Source organism: Jiulongibacter sp. NS-SX5 (genome assembly GCF_052828545.1).
The window spans coordinates 619,364-642,983 of the sequence record NZ_CM128248.1 but is presented as its reverse complement, the minus strand read 5'-3'; the positions used below and the strand labels follow the sequence as shown (position 1 = coordinate 642,983).

Here is a 23,620-nt window from a genome sequence, read left to right as displayed (position 1 = left end):
TGGATATCAACTTCCAAAACGAAACGATGATTCCTTTAATCGGGAAATCTTAGACATCAGCACCAAAAACTCTTTTCAGAATTTGACTTGTACGGGCCACAGGATCTTTTCTAATCTTGGCCTCTTCATCTGCAATCATCAGGAACAAACCGTCAATCGCTTTTTGCGTAGCATAGCCTTTTAGATCTGGATCTACTTTACTGACAAATGGAATTCTGTTGTACCTGGTAGCCAGATCGGTATAGTATTTAGTAGCTTGAGTTTTTTCCAGAGCCTTTTCCACTACCGGCATAAACGCCGCAATTAACTCATTTGAAGTCGTTCTTTTCAAATATTGCGTGGCAGCGTCTTCCTCACCTTTGAGAATAGAAAGAGCATCAGTAATGGTCATCTGTTTAATCGCACTCACAAAAATGGGTTTGGCTTCTTTAGCGGCTTCTTCAGCACCTCTGTTTAAAGCCAGGACAAACTTATCAACCTCGCCACCCAGGCCTACTTTTCTTAAAGCCGTTTCTACTTTTTGTACGTCTTCAGGAAAAGGAATTTTGATTCTTGCATTCCCGAAATAACCGTTTTCTTGTGATACCTGATCAGCTCCTTTATTGATCCCAACCTGAAGTGCTTCTTTTAATCCTGCTGCTATCTCTGTAGAGGTCAATGGACCCGAGCCAAGAACAGCCTCAGCGACCTTGCCCAAATTTATCTGCTGAGCACATGAGGAAACGAAAAATGAAGAAATGAAAAGGAATAAAAGGGTTTTACGCATGTTTATTGGTTTTATCTTAAAATTGGATTTGTGTCTGAATTTAGGGAAATTCGTACCGCTTTTCTATTCAACGAAACAGTAGCGAAATAATTCGCCGATAGATATAAAATTTATGAGGCCAATAAAAGCCGAAGTAGTGACCATTGGAGATGAAATCTTATATGGTCAAATCACAGATACGAATACGCAATTCATCAGTGCTGAGCTGGATAAAATAGGTATCAGAACCTCACGAAAGATTTCAATTGGAGATGAGCGTGAAGCTATCCTTGAGATGCTCACAGAAGGGACAGAGAAGGCGGACATAATTTTGATTACTGGTGGTTTGGGTCCTACCAAAGATGATATCACCAAGAAAACCATAGCTGATTTTACCAATGATGTTCTGGAAAGAAGGCCGGAGGCTACTGAAGCCTTGATTGCCATCTTTAAGAAGTTTGGTAAAGAAATGACTGAGCTCAATGCTCAACAAGCAGACCTACCCTCAAAATGCACTTATTTATACAATGCTGTAGGCACCGCTCCGGGGATGTGGTTTGAGTACAATGATACTATCATCATAAGTATGCCTGGTGTACCTTATGAAATGAAATATCTGATGCAGAATGAAGTCATTCCTAGATTAAAAGAGGCTTTTGACAGACCTGTGATTCTGCATCGCATCATTCGTACGGCCGGGATTGGTGAATCATGGTTAGCTACAAAAATTGAAGACTGGGAGGATCAATTGCCCGAACATATCAAACTGGCCTACCTGCCTAGCCTAGGCCAGGTGCGTTTAAGACTGACAGGATCGGGTTCAAATGAGGAGCAATTGAAACAAGAGATAGATAAGGAGGTAGAAAAGCTATATCCTTTGATTGCGGAGTACATTCATGGCGAAGGCGACGAAGAACTGGAATTGACAGTGGCCAAGCTACTATTGGAAAAAGAAGCAACAGTAAGTTTTGCTGAAAGCTGTACCGGTGGATTCCTTTCGCATAGTTTGACCCGAAATGCAGGTAGTTCCGCTTATTATCTAGGTTCTGTTACCGCATATGCCAATGCAGTCAAAATGAACTTACTCGGCGTTAAAGAGGAAACGCTTAAATCTTATGGTGCTGTTTCTGAGCAAACAGTCATTGAAATGGCTGAAGGTGTTAGAAAAAGAATGGGTAGCACTTATGCAGTCAGTACAAGTGGTATTGCAGGCCCTGGAGGTGGCTCACCTGATAAGCCGGTAGGTACAATCTGGATTGCTTGTGCCGGCCCTGAAAAAACGGTAACCAAACTAATTACGAGTACAAAAGACCGCGAGAATAATATTAAATACGGAAGTAAAGTTGCCCTGAATTTGCTCCGTAAGATGATTTTAAACGAACTTTGACCGAACAAAACCCTGCCATATGGCTCAAGTAAAGATGAAGATGCCCACCATGGGCGAAAGTATCATAGAATGTACGGTTCTCAACTGGCTTGTCAGCGAAGGAGATACCGTTTCTGCGGATGACATGATACTTGAAGTAGCTACTGATAAAATTGACACTGAAATTGGTTCTGAATTTAATGGTGTTATCACAAAATTCTTGGTGCAGCCGGGTGATGTAGCAGCTATTGGAAGTCCTATCTGTATGATAGAAACCGACGAGACCTCTGATGTAGAAATAGACGAGGCCGTGGTCAGTGAACTGGAAGAGCAGATAGAAACCGCGGTAGCCGAGACTTCGAATCCTGTAAGTAAAGAAGGAGCTACTCGATTTTACTCTCCATTGGTGCTGAGCATAGCTCAAAAAGAAAGTATTTCAATGGAGGAACTAGAGGCCATCTCTGGTACCGGAATGCAAGGGAGGGTTACCAAAGACGATATCCTGAACTATCTCAAAAAAGGTAGAAAGAAAGATGCTTTTGAATTCCAGAAGGAGGAGTTTAAGGCAGGAGAAGATACCATTATTGAGATGGATAGGCTCAGAATGATGATTTCTGACCGAATGGTGAGTTCTAAGCGAATTGCACCGCACGTTTCTTCTTTTGTAGAGACTGACATGACGGCTGTGGTGAAATGGAGAAATAAGGTCAAAGATCAATTCTTTGATAAATACGGTGGCAAAATCACCTTCACTCCTATTCTGATCTATGCTGTAGCCAAAGCTATAAAGGCTTTCCCAATGATTAATATTCAGGTAGAAGTACCAAGAATAATTAAGAAAGGAAATATCAATATTGGAATGGCTGTGGCCCTGCCTGACGGCAATCTAATTGTACCTGTTATTAAGCATGCCGATCAGATGAGTCTCTCTGAACTTGCCATTAAAGTGAATGACTTGGCTCAAAGAGCCAGAAATAATAAGCTCAAACCAGACGAGCTGGCAGACGGTACGTATACCATCAGTAATATTGGTGGTTTTGGGAATATTGCCGGTACTCCTATTATCATGCAGCCTCAGGTGGCCATTATGGCTTTTGGAACTATCCAGAAGAAACCTGCTGTCATAGAAACACCGGAAGGAGACTTAATTGGGATTCGTCATAAAATGATCATTTCTCACTCCTATGATCATAGAGTGGTAGATGGCTCTTTGGGCGGTTTATTTGTAAAAGAAGTCTCAAATAATCTGGAGAATTTCGACATCAACCAGTCGATCTGATAAGTTATGGTATTTAACTCCTTTGCTTTTCTTATCTTTTTCCCCATTATAACGCTTCTGTATTTCTTCCTTCCGCACAAATACAGATGGTGGTTATTGCTGGTTTCCAGTTGTGTTTTTTATGCATGGTTTAAAGTAGAATACCTTCTTATTCTGGTTTTCACCATCATTGTAGACTACCTGGCCGCCTTGTGGATTGAAAAGTCATCGGGGAATCGACGTAAATGGGCATTGATCATTTCCATCATAGCCAATGTAGGAGTTTTAGCGGTGTTTAAATATGCCAACTTTATTCTAGGCTCTGCCAATGCTATACTTTTTAGAGTCGGTAAAGAACCGTTTGATCTATGGAACATACTTTTGCCCATCGGGCTAAGCTTCCATACGTTTCAGGCGATGAGTTATACCATTGAAGTTTACCGTGGAAAAGTACCTGCTGAGCAAAATCTCTTTCGCTACGCCCTTTATGTGATGTTCTATCCTCAGTTGGTAGCCGGGCCGATTGAGAGACCACAAAACGTTATTCACCAGTATTACGAGAAGCATAAGTTTGACTATAACCGTGTCATCAGCGGTTTACGTTTAATGCTATGGGGTTTGTTTAAAAAAGTGGTAATAGCAGACCGTTTAGCCATTTTCGTTGATAAAGTCTATGATCATCCTTTTGAATACTCAGGACTACCCGTAATCATAGCCACGGTCTTTTTTGGGTTTCAGATTTTCTGTGATTTTTCAGGTTATACCGATGTAGGTCTAGGTGCCGCCCGTGTGATGGGGTTTGACCTGATGAAGAACTTTGATCGGCCTTATTTCTCAAAGAGCATTTCAGAGTTTTGGAGAAGATGGCACATTTCACTGTCCAGTTGGTTTAGAGATTACGTCTATATCCCACTCGGAGGAAACAGAGTTTCTACAGCGAGAAAGTACTTCAATTTGTTTGTGGTTTTCATGTTAAGCGGCCTTTGGCATGGTGCCAGCTGGAACTTTGTAATCTGGGGTTCTTTACATGGTGTTTATCTCATTTTTGGTCAGTTAACAGGGAAAGTACAGCGAAAACTAATTGGACTTATCAATAATGAATTCGTTGAAAAGGCAATACATGCTGGTTTGGTCTTCTTTTTTGTGAGTCTAGGTTGGGTATTTTTTAGAGCCGCATATTTCAGTGAGTCCATTCATCTTTTAAAAGGGCTCTTCTCAGCATCCAGTCATTCTGTTTCAGAGGTTTGGAATATGATTGGTACAAAGGATGCTTTGATACTGTTATTTGCTGTAGGCTTGATGGAATCTGTCCATTGGTATCAAAGAGATAAATCCATTACGCAGTGGGTAGACCAGCAGCCTAAATGGCTCAGATGGGGTACCTATTATGTCTTATTTATGAGTATCATCCTTTTTGCGGTGTATTCTGATACTCAATTCATCTATTTCCAATTCTAAGCAGTGAAAAAGGATTTTATAAAACTGGTTAAAAATATCCTGCTCTTTACGAGTCCTGTTTGGTTATTGGCCATCAGCTATTTCGTTTTTGATCCATTTCATGTCTTACGTCATTATGAGGCATACCCTGATAATTACCTAAAAAGCTATAACAGGAATAGAATCAGTACTCAGATTTTCCTGAACAATAATGAAGCTCAGGAATACTCATCCTTTGTATTTGGGAGTAGTAGAAGTAGCGTTTTTTATACTAATGACTGGTCAAAATACATTCAAGACCCTACTCCTTATCACTTTGATGCCTCCAATGAAGATATTACAGGTATTTATCAAAAGCTCTCTTTTATCAATGCTCAGGGTAATAATATCAAAAATGCCTTACTTATTTTTGATGGTGAAACATTTGACCCTTATGTAGATCATGATGAGTCTATCATACATCTTAGAGATTGGCGTTTGAGTGGACAAAACAGATTTCTTTACCACCTACAGTTTTTCAAAGCATTCTTCAAGGAACAGTACTTCATCAAGTATTTTGACACTTTATTAAATAAGAGGTATAAGGCTTATATGTATGGGTCATTTGAAAACAAACATATGATCTATACCCCCGTTAATAATGATTTTATTTTTCAGGGATACATAGATCAAATAAAAGAGGATTCAATTGCCTACTATAATCGTGACCTCTTTTATACACGAAACCAAGAAGAAGTTACTTTAAATGCTTTGATCGACTCTACACAAACTGAAAATGGTTTATCAGAAATAGAGATGTTAGAAGCCATTAAAGGCATTTTTGATAAACACGAGACGTCATTCAAGATCGTTTTTGGTCCAAACTACGACCAGAAGAAGGTAAATCAAGACGATTTACTAGCGGTGAAAACTGTTTTTGGATCTGATAATGTTTATGATTTTACCGGAGTCAATGAATTGACCGAACCACTTTCCAATTACTACGAGATCTACCATTACAAACCCGTAGTGGCCAGAAAAATCCTAAAACAGATTTACCAAGAGTCTGATAATTAAGAACCTGCAAAGGAGTAAAAATCAAAGTGTGACAAGTATCACCTTTTGAGGATTTGATTGAATTTATCTTTGATAATATCGATCAAACTGACTTCACTTGAGACCAGAAGAAAGACTCGCAGACAAGGTAAACTCAAGCCTTCTCATATTGAAAATTTTGATTGCTGCTACAGTGCTTTTAGTACCTGCGGCAGTAGGCTTTATGATGTTTGATTCTGCCTGGCCAGAGTCCAAGCAACCTATAAGTGAAAATAGAATTCCCTACACTCCAAAAGAAAGGTTTAGCACGGCTCCTTCAGAAAAAAGAATGATGCATGCGGTGAATAGAGAACTATTGGAGTATGGAAAAGAACTGATAACCAATACAGCCTATTATATCGGCTTCAATGGCACCGAAAAGCAAATCACAAATGGTCTGAATTGCCAAAATTGTCATTTACAAGCAGGAGCCAAAGTGTGGGGCAATAATTATCTAAGTGTAGCCTCTACCTATCCTAAAATGAGGAAGCGATCTGCTCAAATGACCAATGTTTACGACCGCATCAATGGATGTCTACAGCGAAGTTTGAATGGTCTGCCAATGGAAAGTACCGAAAAAGAAATGCGAGCAATGGCCGCTTATATACAATGGCTTGGGCAAGATATACCAAAAGGTCAAAACGCCAAAGGCTCCAAAATTTATCCTTTAGAATTTATGGACAGGGCAGCTGACCCGGTGAAAGGGAAAGTAATTTATGAAGCAAAATGTAGCACTTGTCATCAGTCAAATGGATCAGGTGTGCTGGCTGAGAACCAAAGAACGTATACATACCCGCCGCTTTGGGGCAATCACTCCTATAATGATGGTGCTGGGCTTTATAGAATCTCAAAGTTTGCTGGTTATGTTAAAATGAATATGCCTTTCGGCGTAACCCATGAAAACCCTCAATTGACTGATGAAGAATCATGGGATCTGGCTGCTTATGTAGATAGTATGCCCAGACCAACAAAAGATAAATCTAAAGACTGGCCAAATATGGCTGATAAGCCTATCGACCATCCTTTTGGTCCATATGCTGACCCATTTTCAGAGCAGCAGCATAAATATGGTCCGTTTAAACCGATACAAGATTGGTATACCAATAATTCAAAGTCCAAATAATATGAAACTGATTATTTCTAGCATTTTACTCTTTTGCACTATTAGTGCTTTTGGTCAAAGTCAGCAAACGCATAAAATTGTCTTTCAAATGGCCACAGACGTACAAAAGGAGCAATCTTCCCTTGCTCGTCAATTAAACAATGTGCTCGACTATTGGCCGGATGCTGAAATAGAAGTGGTAGTTCACAGTGCGGCCATCCAATTTATGATGAAAGATCAAAGTATAGTAGAATCTGAGATTCTCAAACTACAGAAACGAGGCGTCACCTTCGCCGTGTGCCGAAACACCATGAAACGAAAAGGAGTAGAGGAAAATCAAATTATTACGGGTGCCCATTTTGTGCCTGTAGGCATTGCCGAAATAGTAGAAAAACAAGAGTCCGGCTTTGCATATATTAAAGCAGGATATTGATCGATAAATACTTAAAAACCTATTGAAATGAAGAACAGAAGAGATTTTTTAAAGAAAGGAGTGCTAGGAGGTTTGGCCTCTGCACTACCTGTTTCTGGTTTAGTGGCCGCAGAGCAGAAGCTTAAAACTGCATCAAATAAAAAAGATGAAAATGGTACCATCACTCTGCTACAAAGTACCGATGTGCACTGTCAAATCCACCCTCATGATGAACTCTTCTGGGAAAATGAGCAATTGGTTTTTAGAAAAGCCGGAGGGTATGCCCATATGGCCTCACTAATCAATAAAATAAGGGAAGAGAACCCTAATACAATTACGATAGACACTGGTGATATGTTTCAAGGTTCAGAGTTATCTGATAAAACTCAGGGAGACGCACTTGTACCTATTTTAAATGAGATTGATTATGATATTTACACGCCTGGAAACTGGGAGGTAATCTACTATAAACAGAAAATGCAGAAACTTTTGGGCGGCCTAAATGCCCCTAAAGTATGTGCCAATATGTTTCATGACAGAGGAGACGGTAGCCCATATGGCCTCACTAATCAATAAAATAAGGGAAGAGAACCCTAATACAATTACGATAGACACTGGTGATATGTTTCAAGGTTCAGAGTTATCTGATAAAACTCAGGGAGACGCACTTGTACCTATTTTAAATGAGATTGATTATGATATTTACACGCCTGGAAACTGGGAGGTAATCTACTATAAACAGAAAATGCAGAAACTTTTGGGCGGCCTAAATGCCCCTAAAGTATGTGCCAATATGTTTCATGACAGAGGAGACGGTACTCCGGGAGAACCAATTTTTCAGCCTTATCAAATAATTACCAAGCTTGGGATAAAGATAGGTTTCCTGGGCTATACTGATCATTTAGTACCCAGAAGACAACCGCCAGCATTAAGTGAGGGTATTGTTTATACCAAGCCTGAGGAGAATATCAGACATTATATTGAGCTATTACGTGGCCAGGAACAATGTGATTTTGTAATCATACTATCACACCTCGGTCTATCTCAGCAGATTGCACTCGCAAATAATCCGGAATGTGAAGGAGTAGATTATATTTTCGGTGGTGATACGCACGAGCGAATCAGAAAGCCCATAGAATGTAAATATGCCAAAGTAGTAGAACCCGGAGCTTTTAGCTCATTTGTGGGAAGACTTGATTTAAAAGTTGAGAATGGCCAAATCGTTGGTGAGAGTTATGAATTGATAGAAGTAGACCCGGTCAAATATCCTGCTGATCAAAAAATCGCTTCCATCATCAAAAAACACGAAACACCTTACCTCAATAGCATAAATGAGGTTTTAGGCTATAGTACTATTCCACTTTACAGAAATTTTGTCATTGAAAACACCATGGATACCATGGTAATAGACGCCTTAAAGTGGAAGACAGGTGTTGATATCGCCTTGTCAAACGGATTCAGGTTTTGTCCGCCAAGAACCCCAAATGAAGATGGTTTGGTACCCATAACACAAGGCTATCTTTTTGATATGTTACCAGTAAACTCTCCCGTGAGGATTGGTACGATCAAGGGAGACAGTATTGTACCCTGGTTAGAACGTGAATTAGAAAATGTCTTTGCCCGCGAAGCCAGTAGGAGATTTGGTGGATGGGTCGTAAAATTCAGAGGAATGGAGCTGGAATTTTATGGTTTCAAACCTATGGGAGAAAAAGTAGCCAAAGTAACTATTGGTGGTAAACCAATTGACCCAAATAAGGACTATACTGTTTGTGCGTGTGAACGAGAAGGCGACCCAGACGATGCCATTTGCAGAATGCGAAATGTAAGAAACACTTACTCTGAAAAATATACGCTGCATGATGCAGTTAGAGCTTATTTGAAAGAACATTCGCCAGTAACTCCTACTCCAGTGGGCTCTTTGAAAATTTTGGATGGTGATCAGAAATTACTCTCTCAAGTTTGGGGAGTCGATTATGAATTTTCTTAAGTTCTACCTATATGAATCTTGTTTAAAGCCCTTTTTAGGGCTTTTTTTATTTTGATAGGCCTGATTGATCAAAGGCTTGGTAACATCCATCACATTAAATGGCTTAGGCAAAAATTAATTTTGTGATGAAGATCATACTTCATCATGAACAAAGCGACTTATACCCTATTAATGCTCCTTCTGCCACTCCTGGCCATATCCCAGGAGGCAAGTCCGTCCACTAGGAGGTCATTAGCCGCATTTTTGAAAGAAGGCTCTTTCAGCGGTAAGGCACGAGCGTATTTCATGAACTCTAATAACCAATCGCCTCTGTCAGATTATCATGGTCTAGGAATTGGGGGTGGTTTAGGTTATCAAACACCTACTTACAAGGGTTTCTCTGCAGGGATGAGTGGCTACTTTATAGTAAATGCCTATTCTTCTGACTTTACAGAGATTGATTCTATCACTCAAAATCCGAATCGATATGAATTAGGTTTATTTGATGTAACCGACCCTAATAATACATCTAATCTGTATCGTTTAGAGAATCTATTGGTTCAATATTCAGGCGGTGATTTTACTTTAAAATACGGCCAATTCAAGCCTGATTATTTTTTCATCAATCCTCAGGATGGCAGAATGAGCCCGACAATGGTTCGAGGTTTTGATGGCAGGTTTAATAGGAATAACGCTAATATTCAACTCAGCTATTTACATCAGGTCTCCCCAAGATCTACAGTCAAATGGTACTCTGTTGAAGAAACCTTCGGCATCTACCCTACTGGTCGGGCCACTGATGGCAAAGCCTCAAACTATTATGGCAATATCAGTTCAAATGGGATTCTTCTTTTAGAGGTAAATCAAAAAATTGGTAACCTTTTGAATACCAAATTTGGCCTAATGAATGTGAATAAGGTTTTTAGTACTTATTACACACAAATTGAACTTAAAGGTGCTAAGGGCTGGTCTTTTGCCACGCAAGGAATTTACCAACATGCCAGTCATGATGGATTGAATCAATCTTATATCGATTCAGATCATCAATCAACTGTACTAAGTACTCGACTAGCTAAAAACAGCTCAATGGGAGAATTTGATTTCAATTATACCCGAGTTTTTGATCAAGGGAGATTCTTAATGCCACGAGAGTGGGGTCGCGAGCCGCTTTATACTTTTCTTCCCAGAGAACGAAAAGAGGGTACGGCTAATGTTCATGCTATAACAGCAAACTATCATTTCAGCCCAAATACGGAGACCACCCTTCATGCCGGTATTGGTAACTATTGGTTACCCGACCCATCAGACGCATTCCGAAATAAATATGCCATGCCCTCCTATGCTCAGTTAAATGTAGATGCCACTTATAAGTGGAAAAACTGGCTGGAAGGCGGCTCTGTTAAACTGCTTTATGTATTCAAAAAAGGAAGAGAAGACGATTTTGAGAATCTCAAATACGTCTTTAATAAAGTCAATATAAGCCTAATCAATCTAATTTTTAATTACACTTTTTAATTCATCAATATGCTTGAGTTTTTGTCAAAACCCTGGCCATGGTATGTGGCAGGTCCCCTTATCGGGCTCATGGTGCCCGCCTTATTATTGCTCGGCAATAAATCCTTAGGAATTTCATCTTCACTCAGACATGTCTGTGCTATGTGCATGCCCGGGAATATTAAGTTTTTTCAATACGACTGGAAAAAGGAAGCTTGGAATCTATTCTATGTGGTTGGTATAGGCGTAGGTGCTTTTTTGGCCACAGAATATTTAGCCAATCCAGACCCAATGACCCTTGGATCAAAAACACTGGCCCGATTATCAGATTTTGGCTTGGCAGAGCCTTCTGGTTTACAGCCTCTTGAGATATTCGGGCTAGACCAAATTCTTTCATTAAAAGGATTAGTATTCCTGGTTATTGGCGGCTTTATGGTGGGCTTTGGCACCCGATATGCAGGAGGCTGTACTAGTGGTCATACCATTATGGGTCTATCTAATTTACAATGGCCTTCATTAGTAGCCACTATGTGTTTTATGATAGGTGGTCTAGTCATGACTCACCTAATACTACCTCAACTATTTAACCTATTTTAATCATGCAAGTATTAGAAAATAAACCACCAGAGGCCTGTGAGGCTCCTAACTCACAAAAACAAAGAGAGAGTTTATCGGGTCACCTAAAGTATCTGGCATTAGGAATGATCTTCGGTATCATTTTCATAAAGGCGGAGATAGTTTCATGGTATAGAATCCAGGAAATGTTCTTATTTGATAATTTCCATATGTATGGCGTCATAGGCTCTGCCGTAATTACCGGGGCACTGTCAGTTTACCTGATCAAGCGATTCAATATCAAAACCATCCACGGAGAAAAAGTAGTCCTCAAAGACAAAGTCTATAACCATGGCCAGATTTATGGCGGGCTGATTTTCGGTTTGGGCTGGGCAGTTACAGGGGCTTGCCCTGGTCCTTTATATGCTCAGCTAGGTGCTGGCTATTTGTCAATCAACGTTTCCATCCTCTCAGCCATTGCTGGTGTTTGGGTTTATGGAAGGTTCAGAGATAAACTCCCTTCTTAAGACAATGCCTCTGTGATAACTCTCACAGTATTCGGCGTGCCCCATAGGTACATTTGTATTAGATCATAAACAGCGAGAAAAAGATGACAGAAATTATAGGATTTGCTTTAGCCACAGTTATAGGCATTAGCCTGGGTCTGATAGGTGGCGGTGGCAGTATTCTAACACTTCCTATTTTGGTTTATCTGCTGGGTATTAACCCGGTGCTTAGTACGGCCTATTCATTATTCGTAGTGGGTAGTACTTCATTGGTAGGCTCTTTCAATTTTATGAAAAAGGGGCTTGTCAGTTATAAAACGGCAATCATTTTTGCTATTCCATCGTTTTTGGCGGTTTTTCTGACCCGGAAATACCTTATGCCAGCCATACCAAACGAGTTGTTTAGTATAGGTAATTACACAGTGCAAAAAGATTTTGCTATCATGATTCTCTTTGCTCTAGTGATGCTAATGGCTTCTTACTCCATGATTACTGACAATAAACCTGAAGGCAAAGAAGGAGAAGCACTCAAGTTTAATTACCCGTTAATTGCGGCCGAAGGGTTCGTTGTAGGTACACTTACTGGAATAGTGGGTGCAGGCGGTGGTTTTTTGATCATTCCAGCCTTGGTTTTACTTGTAAGGTTACCGATGAAAATGGCAGTAGGTACTTCCTTATTGATCATAGCAGCTAAATCGCTCATCGGCTTTCTGGGAGATCTAGGCAATCAAGTCATTGACTGGCAGTTTCTTATCATTTTTACAGTGCTTTCTATCGTCGGGATTTTTATAGGCACCTGGCTATCAAAGTTTATTCCCGGCAAAAAATTAAAAAAGTCATTTGGGTGGTTTGTACTTATCATGGCAGTTTACATAATTCTTAAGGAAACAGTCCTTAAGTGATTTATTATAAGCGATTTGAGAATCGTAAAAACTCTCACACGCACTTTTTCAACAATTAAATAGTTAAGAATACAGATATGAAAATAGAACAAATTTATACGGGATGTTTGGCTCAGGGAGCCTACTATATTGAGAGTGAAGGTGAAGTAGCAATAGTAGATCCTCTAAGAGAGGTAGAACCATATATTGAAAAAGCGAAAAAGGAAAACGCAAAGATTAAGTATGTGTTTGAGACGCATTTTCATGCCGATTTTGTTTCTGGCCATATTGACTTATCACAAAAAACAGGAGCCCCAATTATTTACGGCCCCAACGCTGTAACTGGCTTTGATGCACATGTTGCCAAGGACAATGAAGAGTTTAAACTCGGGAAGGTGACCATAAAGGTGCTTCATACACCAGGCCACACTATGGAGTCTACCTGTTTCCTGTTAATTGATGAAAATGGGAAAGAAAAAGCTCTTTTCAGTGGAGATACCCTGTTTATAGGTGATGTAGGAAGACCAGACCTGGCTCAAAAATCAGACTTGACCATGGAAGATCTTGCGGGATATTTGTTTGACTCGCTGAGAAACAAAATAATGACATTGCCTGATGATGTTGTAGTGTATCCGGCACATGGTGCAGGCTCCGCTTGTGGCAAAAACATGAGTAAGGAAACCACTGATCTTTTAGGCAATCAAAAACGAATTAATTATGCTTTGAGAGCAGATATGACCAAGGAGGAGTTTATCAAAGAGGTGACGGATGGCTTGACAAAGCCACCTCAGTATTTCCCTCAGAATGTGATGATGAATAAGCAAGGTTATGATTCTATAGATATGGTAATGGAAAGAGGTGCTCAGGCACTTAGTCCTATTGCTTTTGAAGCCGCAGCCAATGAAACGGGTGCTGTAGTTTTGGATACCCGAAATCCACAGGATTTTGCCAAAGGCTTTGTTCCAAATTCAATAAATATTGGCCTGAACGGACAATTTGCTCCTTGGGTGGGTGCTCTTATTCCTGATCTAAAGCAAGAGATCTTACTCATTACCGAAGAAGGGAAAGAAGAAGAAACAGTGATCAGGCTGGCACGTGTAGGGTATGATCATACTTTAGGTTACTTGAAAGGTGGTTTTGAAGCTTGGAAAGAAAGTGGTGCTGAAGTGGATAACATTGAGTCTATTTCTGCTGAAGAATTAGCCACTAGAATGAAGTCTGAGGAAGATATCAATGTTTTGGATGTCAGAAAACCTGGAGAATATACCGCTGAGCATATTGAAGATGTCAATAATTTCCCGCTTGACTATATCAATGATAAAATGTCTGAACTTGACAGAGAAAAAACCTACACTATTCACTGTGCTGGTGGATATAGAAGTATGATAGCCTCAAGTATTTTAAAAGCCAGAGGATTTGATGTAGTTGACGTGGCTGGTGGTTATGGAGCTATCAAGAAGTCAGAACTCTTTAAGACGACAGACTATGTATGTCCTAGTACTTTGAAATAATCGATAAACTAAGACGAAAAAAGCCCCTGCGTCAATGACACAGGGGCTTTTTTATAGGTTTTGGCCTTCTTATAGACTGTCTATAAAGTCTTTAATTTTATCTTTGGTTTCACCAGTCTTTTCTTGAATAACACCTATCAATTCGGTTTCCTGACCTTCTTCGTAAGCCAGATCATCCTCATTTAGTATTGCCCATTTTTGCTGGATTTTACCTTTAATTTGATTCCAGTTTCCTTTGATTTTATCCTTTGTTGCAGTTGTCATAATCTTTGTTTTTAGTTTGACTAAAGTGCTAAAATTGTTGATCCACAATAGAATAGAGTAGAAACTGAGGAAATAGATAAACAAGTGATACTGTAATTCTACAATATGACTCTTAGACGAAAAATGACGACTACAAAAAAGTCAAAAGACAGAATCGAAGGTCTTAAGCTATTGCCTTTTATACTTAAGCCTTAAGCAAAAAATGTTGCTTTGGTTGTTTCTTTCTAAAAAAGACGATCCCCATTTGAAAGAGATCAATTGAAATAGTGACTTCGGGGTGAGCAATAATTTCATCCCATGCTTTACGCATTCCATCAGACCAATTGATATCATCAAAAACGAAACAGCCCTCTTCATGAACTTTAGCTAAACAAGCCTCAAAGTACTTTATCGTGGGACCGTATTGATGATTGGCATCGAAGAAAACCAAGTCCAACTTAGGGACTTGTTCAAGGGTATGCTGCAGAGTTTGATCTAAATCGCCCAAAATGGGTGTTATATTCTTACACTCCAACTTTTTGAAATTCTCTTTGGCAATACTAAGGGTATTGGAGCATCCTTCAAAGGTGTAAACTTTGCCGTAAGGACTTGCTTTTGACATCAAGGCAGTGGTGAGTCCCAATGATGTTCCTAACTCAAAAGAGGTTTTATAGTCAAACTTTTGAATGATTCCCGCTATTATTTTTGACCATTTAAAGCATTTAACGGCAGTAGCTGCTACACGCTTTACCTTACGTTGAGTTTTATTACTAAACTTACTGCCAGCACCTAAATCATTGATCTCAATAATTCGGTCATCATTCTTTAGAACCTTGAAAACAGCCTTAATTGCCTCTTCCTGATCAATATCCTGACGATTTTTGATGACTGTTTTATAGAAATCGAAGACAAATGGAGAGTGTAAAGAATGCTCATCTTTGGCATTCCAACGGTATTTCAGGAATTCCTTAACCATTAATTTTCAAGGAATGGAGTACTCATGATAAACTCAGGGATGGTTACTTCAAAACGTTTTCCGTCAAGCACCCTTTCCATGATATATACTCCATACATTTTGCCAATAGGTGTAGCTAAGTTACAACCCGACACATAAGAATGTTTTTCTCCAGGCTCTATGACAGGCTGAACTCCTATCACACCATCACCTTGCACTTCTCTGTGATATCCGTAAGAGTCAATGATATGCCAGTGTCTACTGATAAGCTGAACCGTCTGCTCGCCTTCATTTTCAATATGGATTTTGTAGGAAAATACGTAGTTATTCTGCTTCGCATTTGAATAATACGGCTGAAACTCAGTTTGCACTGTGACCCTGACACCCTCTGTAGTAGCTGTAAACATATTCTGCTTTTCCTCTTCCAAAAATAAGTATTTTCGCCTTATAAACGAAAACGTAAAGTCCGTTTAATCATTATGTCGGTGAATATAGAAGAAAGTTGGAAGCGTGTTTTAAGCAAGGAATTTGAGAAAGACTACTGGAAAAGGCTCACCACATTTGTAAAAAATGAATACTCGAGCGACCGATGCTTTCCACCCGCTAAACTCATTTTCAATGCCTTTGATTCCTGTCCTTTTGACAAGGTCAAAGTCGTTATCATTGGACAGGATCCCTATCATGGTCCCGGCCAAGCCCACGGGCTTTGCTTTTCGGTGAATGATGGAGTGCCATTCCCACCATCCTTAATGAATATTTTCAAAGAGCTGCAAGATGATATTGGGAAGCCTATACCCAAAACTGGCAATCTGCAGTCTTGGGCAAACCAAGGAGTATTGTTACTTAATGCCACACTCACGGTAAAGGCCCATCAGGCGGGTTCGCATCAAAAACAAGGATGGGAAAAGTTTACCGACGCTGTGATTGAACAAATCAACAAAGAGAAACAAGGCGTAGTTTTTATGCTTTGGGGGAGCTACGCTCAAAAAAAGGGACAATATATTGACGCCTCAAAACATCATATTCTAAAAGCTGTTCACCCATCACCCTTGGCGGCCAACAGAGGCGGATGGTTTGGCAAGAAGTTATTTAGTCAATGTAATTCTTACTTAACAAAAAGTGGCCAAGATCCCATTCAATGGTAATTGGCAGCGTGAATTCACTATTTTTGATAAAAAGCATACTCTATTGAAAACACCTTCATATACCGGCGGCTGGAAATCCATCTATTACTCTTTACATGTAGTTAAAGAAGTAGGACCGGCAGCATTCGCTAAGTCTTTGCTTTCAAAAAACACCTGTAAAACCTGTGCTTACGGGATGGGTGGACAGAAAGGTGGAATGGTCAACGAGGAAGGTGATAAAATCGAAGTTTGCAAGAAATCATTGCAAGCACAATTGACTGATATTCAGCCTGGAATTGCTTCGGATTTTTGGTCTAGGAACAGTATTGAAGACTTAAAAGAGTTAAGACCTAGAGAATTGGAAATGCTAGGTAGATTAAATGATCCTATCTTCAAAAAGAAAGGTGAAAGTCACTATTCAGCAATAAACTGGGTCAGTGCAATGGGTCTCTTGATCCAAAAATATAGAGAAACAAATCCTGATAATACCTTCTTCTACAGCAGTGGAAGAAGCAGTAACGAAGCCTCCTTTTTACTTCATTTGTTTGCCAGACTTTATGGTACCAATAATGTCAATAATTGCTCCTATTACTGTCATCAGGCTTCGGGCGTTGGAATGGGTCGAACCTTAGGAACAGGCACAGCCACTGTACAATTCAAAGATGTCAAAAAAGCAGATTTGATCTTTGTCATTGGTGCAAATCCGGCCTCAAATCATCCTCGTTTTTTGACAGAATTGATGCACTGCAGAAGAAGAGGCGGAAAAGTTGTGGTGATTAACCCGGCTAAAGAACCTGGTTTGGTAAAATTTGCCATTCCTTCTGATGTTCGATCATTTTTAAGCCCTGGTTCTGAGATTGCTTCGCATTACCTGCAACCTACCATTGGTGGCGATATGGCAGTGCTTTATGGTATTGCTAAAAGTATCCTCGAGAGAGGAGCAGAAGATCAAAATTTCATTGAAAACCATACCGATAGTAGTGAGGAATTTATTGCTGGTATTCAGTCACTTAGTTGGACTGAAATAGAACAATCTTCAGGTATTACAAAAGAAGAAATCATAGAGATTGCTGATGTTTATGCAAACTCGAAGAACACAATTTTCACCTGGGCTATGGGGATTACTCACCATACTCACGGGGTTGAGAATGTAGAGGCTATTGTAAACCTTGCCATGATCAGGGGTATGTTGGGTAGGCCACATGCCGGTCTCCTACCCCTAAGAGGTCACTCTAATGTTCAAGGTGTAGGATCAGTAGGCGTGACTCCTGTACTTAAAAAACAGATTTTTGAGGCTATAGAAATAGAATTGAAAGTCCAGCTACCGCAAAAAGAAGGTTGGGATACGATGGAGTGCATGCGACAGTCTGCCGAAAGCAAAGTAGATCTTGCTTTTATCTTAGGCGGCAATCTTTATGCATCAAACCCAAATCTTAATTATGCCGAGAAAGCATTGTCAGCTATTCCATTCAAGGTCTTTTTAAGCACCACTCTAAACGAAGGTCATCTTTATGGAGTAGATCAAGATGTTTTGATCTTACCGGTGAAAGCCAGGGATGAGGAAGATCAAAAGACCACTCAGGAGTCCATGTTTAATTATGTTAGAATGAGTGATGGTGGTATCGAAAGGCATTCTAATACCCGATCAGAATTTGACATTATTTTAGACTTGGCAAAAGCTATTATTCCTGCAGATAAATTTGATTTTTCAGAAGTAAAGTCCTTTGATGATATCAGAAAACTGATTGCTAAAACTATTCCGGGATTCGGAAAAATTGAGTCTATTGAAGAGACAAAAGAGGAGTTTCAAATTGATGGAAGGACATTTCATGAGCCAAATTTTGGCACTCCAGACGGTAAAGCCAGGTTTATTCTGAATCCTTTGCCGCAGGAAAAGAAAAAGGATGTTTTCAAACTAATGAGTGTCCGTTCTGAAGGGCAGTTTAACTCAATAGTGTATGAAGAAATCGATGCCTGGCGAGGTGTTACTGACCGTAATACGATATTGATGAATCCGGAAGATATGGCCTCCAAGTCACTAAAAGACGGCGATGTGGCAGAGTTTACGAGTAAGGTTGGCTCTCTCAAAATGAAAGTTCAGGCCTTTGATATTTCAAAAGGCTGCATATTGGGCTATTATCCCGAGACCAATTATTTAGTTGGCTCAGAACTGGACCCAAAAAGTAAAACCCCGGCATTTAAAAATACCGAGGTTTCAATTCAAAAGATCAATTGATTTAGCTCAAAGCTTCACCTTCAAACTCTACCCCATCCCAACCAAACTTCATAAAGTTTCGGATATTCTGATGGTCATCACCTTGAAGGTTTTTCATAACGTCATTTCTGTAATAAGTACCAAAACAGAAAAGTGTTTGGTCCTTAGTTAAATGGTTTTTCTGAGCAAAAGCGAAAATCTTACACGAGCCATTGTTTTGCCCAGCCTCATTATATGTTTCACCATTTTTAAATGCTGTGGGCGTAAAAGTGTAGTTCTCCTCAATCGTTTCTATGGTATCAGAGAATGACACCTTGTCTGGCATAGTATTCAGCTTATCTATAAATTCTTCTAATTTCATTCTTTAGGATAATACGTTTAAAACAGCCTCGTAATTAGGCTCTTGTGTAATTTCAGGTACTTGTTCAGTATATGTTATGGTACCGTTTTCATCAAGAACTACAATAGCTCTACTGTGCAGATTTTGAAGTGGACCATCGGCAATTTCAAGACCATAATCCTTACCAAAACTACCTGTGGCGTAATCTGATAGAGTTTCTACGTTTTCAATTCCTTCAGCACCACAAAAACGAGAGTGAGCAAATGGAAGATCTCTGGAAATACATAAAACCTGAGTGTTTTCCACTTTAGAGGCCATTTTATTAAATTCTCTTACAGAAGCGGCACACACACCTGTATCTATACTCGGGAAAATGTTAAGGATAACTTTCTTGCCTTTATAATCACCTAGTTTGGCTATTGAAAGATCGCTTCTTGTTAATTCAAAGTCTTTTGCGGCACTTCCGTTTGATGGTAAAGTACCCACAGTATTAATAGGATTTCCTTTTAGAGTTATTTCTGCCATTATAATTAGTTTTTTGGTATAAACGTGAAACTATACATTGCCGTTCTAAAGGCCTTACTTTTTCTTTTTGCTCTTTCTCTTTTTACGCTTTTTCAGCTGAGCCACCTCTTCTATTTCTTTTCTGATCTGTTTCATGGTCACAGATTCATTTTCATTTGACAAATCCATTGTCTGCTGATAGAGGCTCTTATCGATGATCAATTCATCAATTTCATGACCTATATATTCTTCAATGGCCTCCAAATACTCTTTTTCATTGGGGCTACAAAACGAGAAGGCAATACCTTTCTCTCTTCCCCTACCTGTTCTTCCGATTCGGTGAACATAATTCTCCGGTACGTCTGGCAGATCATAATTAATTACGACCTCAACATCAGGGATATCAATACCCCTCGCAGATATGTCCGTGGCAATTAGCACCTTACAAACACCGCTCTTAAAAGCCTGCATGACTCCAGAACGTTCTTTTTGATCTTTATCGCTGTGTATGGTCAAGGTGTCAATATTCACCCTTTCCATGGCTGCTTTTACCCGCTCAGCACGAACTTTTGTCCTTACAAAGACCAGCATTTTTCGATCTTCATTTTCTTGGATGGCCCTTTCAAGAAAAAAGCGTTTGTCATCCATCTCCAGAAATGTAACCGCATGAGTAATGTTTTTTGAGATAGGGTCTTTAGGCGAAATCTGAATCCTGATAGGATTCTTCACCAAAGAATAGGCGAGCTTTTTAATTTTCTCATTAATAGTAGCCGAAAAGAACAGGGTTTGTCTCTTCTTCGGCAAATACCCAATAAGATCTTTGATATCCTGATAAAATCCTAAATCAAGCATATGATCGGCCTCATCCAGAACCAGAAGTGTCGCTTCTTCCAGGCGAATAAATCCTTGACTTCTCAAGTCAAATAATCTACCCGGAGTGGCCACGATGATGTCTACCCCATCAGATAGTTTTTCTTTTTGAGGGTCTTGTTCTGTGCCACCATATAAAGCCATGGTACGCACACGGGTGTTTTTACCAATCTGATTAAATACATCGGCTATTTGGATGGCTAACTCATGCGTAGGAGCCATAACCACGCACTTTACCCCTTTCTTGCGAGTACCTTTTTTCCGTTCATTTATCAGATGAAGAATAGGAATCGCAAAGGCCGCCGTTTTTCCGGTACCGGTTTGAGCAATACCAAGAATATCCTCACCTTTGAGAATGGGAGGAATAGCCTTAAACTGTATATCTGTAGGTCTCTTGAACTCAAGTCTTTCCAGACTCTTTTTGATTTCAGGAGCAATACGATAGTCTTCAAATTTCATTAAATGCCCTTAGATGCACAAAGCTAACGCTTTTGTCCATGTTTGATAGGCTTCCTGATATTCTTCAGTAGAATTAGCCTCAGGCTCAATGGTTTTTAATAAGGTCAATCCCGTCATGGCTTCTGCCAATGAAGCATAGATACCAGCACCAAAACCACCACCAAGGGCCGCACCTTTGGCTCCATCGGTATCATAAAGCTCTACTGGTGTTTGAGTTATGTTTACCAAAGTTTTTGAGAAGACATCAGACAAGAACATATTAGCCTTACCTGCTCTGATTACTTTAGGATCTACCCCGTTGGCCTGCATCATATCAAAACCATATTTCAAAGAGAATGCTATTCCCTCCTGTGCAGCTCGGTAGATATGAGCATCTGTGTGAGAATTGAAGTCTAGGTTCATCAATTGAGCACCTACTAGTTTGTTCTCTAGCATCCGTTCAGCTCCATTCCCAAACGGAAGAATAGCCAAACCGTCACTACCTACGGCAACATTTTCAGCCTGTTTATTCATTTCAGGGTAGTCGATACCCTTGGCAATATTATGTTTTACCCAGCTATTCAAAATACCCGTGCCATTAATACAAAGAAGTATACCAATACGAGTAGCATCATCCATTTGATGATTCACATGGGCAAAAGAATTAATTCTTGATTTCGGATCATAAGAAACCTGATCACTGACTGCATAAACTACTCCTGATGTACCTGCCGTAGCTGCTATTTCCCCAGGGTTAAGTACATTCAATGAAAGAGCATTATTGGGCTGATCGCCAGCTTTATAGCTGACAGGCGTGCCTATTTGCAAACCCAATTCGTTCATGGTTTGCTGACTTACCTCTCCATGATTAGAGAAAACAGGCTTGATCTCAGGTATAAGGTCATTGCTGAAACCATAAGTTTTCATGACATCCTCAGAGACCTGATTATCACAGAAATCCCAGAAAATACCCTCTGAAAGTCCGCTGTTGGAGGTACTTATTTCACCAGTCAGTTTCATCCCGATAAAATCACCCGGAAGCATGATTTTATAGCATTGATCGTAAAGCTCAGATTCATTTTCCTTTACCCAGGCTAGTTTAGATGCCGTAAAGTTTCCAGGAGAGTTTAATAATCGACTTAGTGCTTTCTCTTCTCCTATGCTTTTAAAGGCCTTCTCTCCTGTTTCTACTGCTCTACTATCACACCAAATGATAGAAGGTCTAAGTACTTTTTGGTTTTTATCAATCATCACTAAACCGTGCATCTGATATGAGATACCAATAGATCTGATTTCTTTGACATTAAACTTACCAGAACTCGTAAGTCTGGTAATAGCTTTCTTGGTATTCTCCCACCACATTTCCGGGTCCTGTTCTGCCCAACCAGCTTTAGGTGAAGAAATAGGAGCTTCTTTATCAGGATATTGTGCAGAGGCAACTACCTGACGAGTAGAAGCATTAACAACTGTAGCTTTAATGGAAGAAGTCCCAATATCAAGACCAAGTAAATACATATGGTTTTGCTGTTTTCTAGTTTGAGTCTCAAAACTAATACAAATCCCTAAATATTAATTGTCGGATAGACACTTATTTTGTCGAATACCCATCCTATCTTTTACATTTTATGCCTAATCGCTTATTTCAAATTCTAAAACTATGACATTCTTAGGGTAATCTGTGAGAGTACCTTCAGAATCAGAATGAGACAATTTTTCCCAATCCATACCCCCTTTCCTATAGCCGATACTACCTTCGCCTCTTTCACTTCCAAAACTAGGTTCGTAGTATTCTTTAGAACCTAATCGTGTTCCGTTCTTATCATAAATAGTGTATTCATTTACATTTTGATCAACAAGAAGCCATTGTACCGCTACAAATACACCTTCTGGAGGTATTTTTATATTAAAGGGTTTTAAATTGACAGATGTTACACGTTTACCTTTATCCGCTATTCCAAAGATTTTCTCATGATGTAAGTAATTACCTGGCTGACCATTCTCGTCAATTGAATAAATAATGACCTCGAACTTTATGTTTGACTTTTGGGATATCGTCAAAAATGACACTGATTTTAGATAGCATAAATTTTTAAAATCCTCATTAGGCTCTATTTTTCTAGCACTTTGCCAATTGTGACTGCCGTAGTTATTACCTAAATAACCATTAATCTGCTTCCTCTTTAATTTACTAAAAGCTTTTGTACGCCTCCATTGTGGGGGATTTACAGTGACCTCATTCAATATTGATAGCTTTGGTTTAAGAGTAAATTCCTTGTTTTTACCAAGCGTAAATTGATGAGAATAAAAGCCTACGGAAGAAATTAATAGGGTATCACCCGCTACAGAGCCAAATGGATTAAATGTCCCTTGGCTATCGGCAGTATAAGCTCTGTTTTTTGAAAGGTTTGTAATGCTCGCAAAAGGTATTATATCCCGATTCTCGGCACTTAAAACTTGCCTTAGGTTATCTTGACTGAATCCCAATGTTGATAAATAGAAAAGGAATATTGTAGTTAACCAATAAGTCATGTGAATAAATTATATAAACTAAAAGTAAAACACTTTGGTCAATCAGCGTGTAGCCCAATAAATATTTACAGTTTTTTAAGGAACCATTCAAGTTC

24 protein-coding genes are annotated in these 23,620 nt (G+C 39.5%); 15 read left to right on the top strand and 9 right to left on the bottom strand.

Features of this window, described 5'->3' with window-relative positions; translation table 11 throughout:
• Nucleotides 1-49 precede the first annotated feature (49 nt).
• The gene (locus tag ACUXV0_RS02720) at nucleotides 50-766 is read right to left on the bottom strand and encodes a DUF4197 domain-containing protein (protein WP_446191528.1); all 717 of its coding nucleotides are present in this window, start codon (nucleotides 764-766) and stop codon (nucleotides 50-52) included.
• 112 nt (nucleotides 767-878) lie between these two features.
• On the opposite strand from ACUXV0_RS02720, the gene ACUXV0_RS02715 reads away from it, so the two are divergent.
• The 13 genes from ACUXV0_RS02715 to ACUXV0_RS02655 all read left to right on the top strand — a co-directional run bounded on the left by ACUXV0_RS02715 (nucleotide 879) and on the right by ACUXV0_RS02655 (nucleotide 14,307).
• The gene (locus ACUXV0_RS02715) at nucleotides 879-2,132 is read left to right on the top strand and encodes a competence/damage-inducible protein A (protein WP_446191527.1); all 1,254 of its coding nucleotides are present in this window, start codon (nucleotides 879-881) and stop codon (nucleotides 2,130-2,132) included.
• A 19-nt stretch (nucleotides 2,133-2,151) separates the two neighbouring features.
• The gene (locus ACUXV0_RS02710) at nucleotides 2,152-3,390 is read left to right on the top strand and encodes a dihydrolipoamide acetyltransferase family protein (RefSeq protein ID WP_446191526.1); all 1,239 of its coding nucleotides are present in this window, start codon (nucleotides 2,152-2,154) and stop codon (nucleotides 3,388-3,390) included.
• A gap of 6 nt (nucleotides 3,391-3,396) precedes the next feature.
• Nucleotides 3,397-4,827, top strand: coding sequence for an MBOAT family O-acyltransferase (locus ACUXV0_RS02705; RefSeq protein WP_446191525.1), 1,431 nt, complete (start codon nucleotides 3,397-3,399; stop codon nucleotides 4,825-4,827).
• A gap of 3 nt (nucleotides 4,828-4,830) precedes the next feature.
• The gene (locus tag ACUXV0_RS02700; RefSeq protein WP_446191524.1) at nucleotides 4,831-5,862 is read left to right on the top strand and encodes a hypothetical protein; all 1,032 of its coding nucleotides are present in this window, start codon (nucleotides 4,831-4,833) and stop codon (nucleotides 5,860-5,862) included.
• Between the two features lie 148 nt (nucleotides 5,863-6,010).
• The gene (locus ACUXV0_RS02695) at nucleotides 6,011-7,003 is read left to right on the top strand and encodes a c-type cytochrome (RefSeq protein WP_446191523.1); all 993 of its coding nucleotides are present in this window, start codon (nucleotides 6,011-6,013) and stop codon (nucleotides 7,001-7,003) included.
• Nucleotide 7,004: 1 nt separating this feature from the next.
• Nucleotides 7,005-7,415: a DsrE family protein gene (locus ACUXV0_RS02690; protein ID WP_446191522.1), complete on the top strand. Its 411-nt coding sequence runs from the start codon at nucleotides 7,005-7,007 to the stop codon at nucleotides 7,413-7,415.
• A 27-nt stretch (nucleotides 7,416-7,442) separates the two neighbouring features.
• Nucleotides 7,443-7,970 (top strand): metallophosphoesterase, encoded by a 528-nt coding sequence (locus tag ACUXV0_RS02685; RefSeq protein WP_446191521.1) that lies wholly within the window; start codon nucleotides 7,443-7,445, stop codon nucleotides 7,968-7,970.
• On the top strand, nucleotides 7,927-9,381 hold the full coding sequence (locus tag ACUXV0_RS02680; protein WP_446191520.1) for a bifunctional metallophosphatase/5'-nucleotidase: 1,455 nt from the start codon (nucleotides 7,927-7,929) through the stop codon (nucleotides 9,379-9,381). The genes ACUXV0_RS02685 and ACUXV0_RS02680 overlap by 44 nt, the downstream gene beginning before the upstream one ends.
• A gap of 144 nt (nucleotides 9,382-9,525) precedes the next feature.
• Complete coding sequence (locus ACUXV0_RS02675; RefSeq protein WP_446191519.1) at nucleotides 9,526-10,875, top strand: hypothetical protein; 1,350 nt, start codon at nucleotides 9,526-9,528, stop codon at nucleotides 10,873-10,875.
• A 9-nt stretch (nucleotides 10,876-10,884) separates the two neighbouring features.
• Entirely contained in the window at nucleotides 10,885-11,451 is a 567-nt protein-coding gene (locus ACUXV0_RS02670) for a YeeE/YedE family protein (protein ID WP_446191518.1), read from the top strand.
• A gap of 2 nt (nucleotides 11,452-11,453) precedes the next feature.
• The gene (locus ACUXV0_RS02665; RefSeq protein ID WP_446191517.1) at nucleotides 11,454-11,936 is read left to right on the top strand and encodes a YeeE/YedE family protein; all 483 of its coding nucleotides are present in this window, start codon (nucleotides 11,454-11,456) and stop codon (nucleotides 11,934-11,936) included.
• Nucleotides 11,937-12,019: 83 nt separating this feature from the next.
• Complete coding sequence (locus tag ACUXV0_RS02660; RefSeq protein ID WP_446191516.1) at nucleotides 12,020-12,817, top strand: sulfite exporter TauE/SafE family protein; 798 nt, start codon at nucleotides 12,020-12,022, stop codon at nucleotides 12,815-12,817.
• A gap of 77 nt (nucleotides 12,818-12,894) precedes the next feature.
• Nucleotides 12,895-14,307, top strand: a complete 1,413-nt coding sequence (locus ACUXV0_RS02655; protein ID WP_446191515.1) for an MBL fold metallo-hydrolase — start codon at nucleotides 12,895-12,897, stop codon at nucleotides 14,305-14,307.
• A gap of 69 nt (nucleotides 14,308-14,376) precedes the next feature.
• Here ACUXV0_RS02655 and ACUXV0_RS02650 read toward each other — a convergent pair whose 3' ends face one another.
• The 3 genes from ACUXV0_RS02650 to apaG form a co-directional block, all read right to left on the bottom strand.
• Complete coding sequence (locus ACUXV0_RS02650; RefSeq protein ID WP_446191514.1) at nucleotides 14,377-14,571, bottom strand: CsbD family protein; 195 nt, start codon at nucleotides 14,569-14,571, stop codon at nucleotides 14,377-14,379.
• Nucleotides 14,572-14,755: 184 nt separating this feature from the next.
• Nucleotides 14,756-15,526, bottom strand: a complete 771-nt coding sequence (locus tag ACUXV0_RS02645) for an O-methyltransferase (RefSeq protein ID WP_446191513.1) — start codon at nucleotides 15,524-15,526, stop codon at nucleotides 14,756-14,758.
• Nucleotides 15,526-15,912 (bottom strand): Co2+/Mg2+ efflux protein ApaG, encoded by a 387-nt coding sequence (gene apaG, locus ACUXV0_RS02640; RefSeq protein ID WP_446192832.1) that lies wholly within the window; start codon nucleotides 15,910-15,912, stop codon nucleotides 15,526-15,528. Before apaG ends, ACUXV0_RS02645 begins: the two co-directional genes overlap by 1 nt.
• A gap of 72 nt (nucleotides 15,913-15,984) precedes the next feature.
• On the opposite strand from apaG, the gene ung reads away from it, so the two are divergent.
• Nucleotides 15,985-16,650, top strand: coding sequence for a uracil-DNA glycosylase (gene ung / locus ACUXV0_RS02635; RefSeq protein WP_446191512.1), 666 nt, complete (start codon nucleotides 15,985-15,987; stop codon nucleotides 16,648-16,650).
• Complete coding sequence (locus ACUXV0_RS02630) at nucleotides 16,625-18,865, top strand: FdhF/YdeP family oxidoreductase (protein WP_446191511.1); 2,241 nt, start codon at nucleotides 16,625-16,627, stop codon at nucleotides 18,863-18,865. The genes ung and ACUXV0_RS02630 overlap by 26 nt, the downstream gene beginning before the upstream one ends.
• A gap of 1 nt (nucleotide 18,866) precedes the next feature.
• Here the strand turns inward: ACUXV0_RS02630 and ACUXV0_RS02625 are convergent, their stop codons facing one another.
• The 5 genes from ACUXV0_RS02625 to ACUXV0_RS02605 all read right to left on the bottom strand — a co-directional run bounded on the left by ACUXV0_RS02625 (nucleotide 18,867) and on the right by ACUXV0_RS02605 (nucleotide 23,525).
• Entirely contained in the window at nucleotides 18,867-19,205 is a 339-nt protein-coding gene (locus tag ACUXV0_RS02625) for a HopJ type III effector protein (protein ID WP_446191510.1), read from the bottom strand.
• A 3-nt stretch (nucleotides 19,206-19,208) separates the two neighbouring features.
• The gene (gene tpx / locus ACUXV0_RS02620; RefSeq protein WP_446191509.1) at nucleotides 19,209-19,709 is read right to left on the bottom strand and encodes a thiol peroxidase; all 501 of its coding nucleotides are present in this window, start codon (nucleotides 19,707-19,709) and stop codon (nucleotides 19,209-19,211) included.
• Nucleotides 19,710-19,763: 54 nt separating this feature from the next.
• Nucleotides 19,764-21,017, bottom strand: a complete 1,254-nt coding sequence (locus tag ACUXV0_RS02615) for a DEAD/DEAH box helicase (protein ID WP_446191508.1) — start codon at nucleotides 21,015-21,017, stop codon at nucleotides 19,764-19,766.
• 9 nt (nucleotides 21,018-21,026) lie between these two features.
• Nucleotides 21,027-22,511, bottom strand: coding sequence for a xylulokinase (locus ACUXV0_RS02610; RefSeq protein ID WP_446191507.1), 1,485 nt, complete (start codon nucleotides 22,509-22,511; stop codon nucleotides 21,027-21,029).
• A 114-nt stretch (nucleotides 22,512-22,625) separates the two neighbouring features.
• Nucleotides 22,626-23,525, bottom strand: coding sequence for a hypothetical protein (locus ACUXV0_RS02605; protein WP_446191506.1), 900 nt, complete (start codon nucleotides 23,523-23,525; stop codon nucleotides 22,626-22,628).
• Nucleotides 23,526-23,620 lie beyond the last annotated feature (95 nt).

Excerpts from the sequence above, each read along its gene's own strand:
- ACUXV0_RS02720 (WP_446191528.1), bottom strand. The coding sequence starts at position 766 with ATGCGTAAAACCCTTTTATTCCTTTTCATTTCTTCATTTTTCGTTTCC.
- ACUXV0_RS02715 (WP_446191527.1), top strand. The coding sequence starts at position 879 with ATGAGGCCAATAAAAGCCGAAGTAGTGACCATTGGAGATGAAATCTTA.
- ACUXV0_RS02710 (WP_446191526.1), top strand. The coding sequence starts at position 2,152 with ATGGCTCAAGTAAAGATGAAGATGCCCACCATGGGCGAAAGTATCATA.
- ACUXV0_RS02705 (WP_446191525.1), top strand. The coding sequence starts at position 3,397 with ATGGTATTTAACTCCTTTGCTTTTCTTATCTTTTTCCCCATTATAACG.
- ACUXV0_RS02690 (WP_446191522.1), top strand. The coding sequence starts at position 7,005 with ATGAAACTGATTATTTCTAGCATTTTACTCTTTTGCACTATTAGTGCT.
- ACUXV0_RS02685 (WP_446191521.1), top strand. The coding sequence starts at position 7,443 with ATGAAGAACAGAAGAGATTTTTTAAAGAAAGGAGTGCTAGGAGGTTTG.
- ACUXV0_RS02680 (WP_446191520.1), top strand. The coding sequence starts at position 7,927 with ATGACAGAGGAGACGGTAGCCCATATGGCCTCACTAATCAATAAAATA.
- ACUXV0_RS02675 (WP_446191519.1), top strand. The coding sequence starts at position 9,526 with ATGAACAAAGCGACTTATACCCTATTAATGCTCCTTCTGCCACTCCTG.
- ACUXV0_RS02670 (WP_446191518.1), top strand. The coding sequence starts at position 10,885 with ATGCTTGAGTTTTTGTCAAAACCCTGGCCATGGTATGTGGCAGGTCCC.
- ACUXV0_RS02665 (WP_446191517.1), top strand. The coding sequence starts at position 11,454 with ATGCAAGTATTAGAAAATAAACCACCAGAGGCCTGTGAGGCTCCTAAC.
- ACUXV0_RS02660 (WP_446191516.1), top strand. The coding sequence starts at position 12,020 with ATGACAGAAATTATAGGATTTGCTTTAGCCACAGTTATAGGCATTAGC.
- ACUXV0_RS02655 (WP_446191515.1), top strand. The coding sequence starts at position 12,895 with ATGAAAATAGAACAAATTTATACGGGATGTTTGGCTCAGGGAGCCTAC.
- ACUXV0_RS02650 (WP_446191514.1), bottom strand. The coding sequence starts at position 14,571 with ATGACAACTGCAACAAAGGATAAAATCAAAGGAAACTGGAATCAAATT.
- ACUXV0_RS02645 (WP_446191513.1), bottom strand. The coding sequence starts at position 15,526 with ATGGTTAAGGAATTCCTGAAATACCGTTGGAATGCCAAAGATGAGCAT.
- apaG (WP_446192832.1), bottom strand. The coding sequence starts at position 15,912 with ATGTTTACAGCTACTACAGAGGGTGTCAGGGTCACAGTGCAAACTGAG.
- ung (WP_446191512.1), top strand. The coding sequence starts at position 15,985 with ATGTCGGTGAATATAGAAGAAAGTTGGAAGCGTGTTTTAAGCAAGGAA.
- ACUXV0_RS02625 (WP_446191510.1), bottom strand. The coding sequence starts at position 19,205 with ATGAAATTAGAAGAATTTATAGATAAGCTGAATACTATGCCAGACAAG.
- tpx (WP_446191509.1), bottom strand. The coding sequence starts at position 19,709 with ATGGCAGAAATAACTCTAAAAGGAAATCCTATTAATACTGTGGGTACT.
- ACUXV0_RS02615 (WP_446191508.1), bottom strand. The coding sequence starts at position 21,017 with ATGAAATTTGAAGACTATCGTATTGCTCCTGAAATCAAAAAGAGTCTG.
- ACUXV0_RS02610 (WP_446191507.1), bottom strand. The coding sequence starts at position 22,511 with ATGTATTTACTTGGTCTTGATATTGGGACTTCTTCCATTAAAGCTACA.
- ACUXV0_RS02605 (WP_446191506.1), bottom strand. The coding sequence starts at position 23,525 with ATGACTTATTGGTTAACTACAATATTCCTTTTCTATTTATCAACATTG.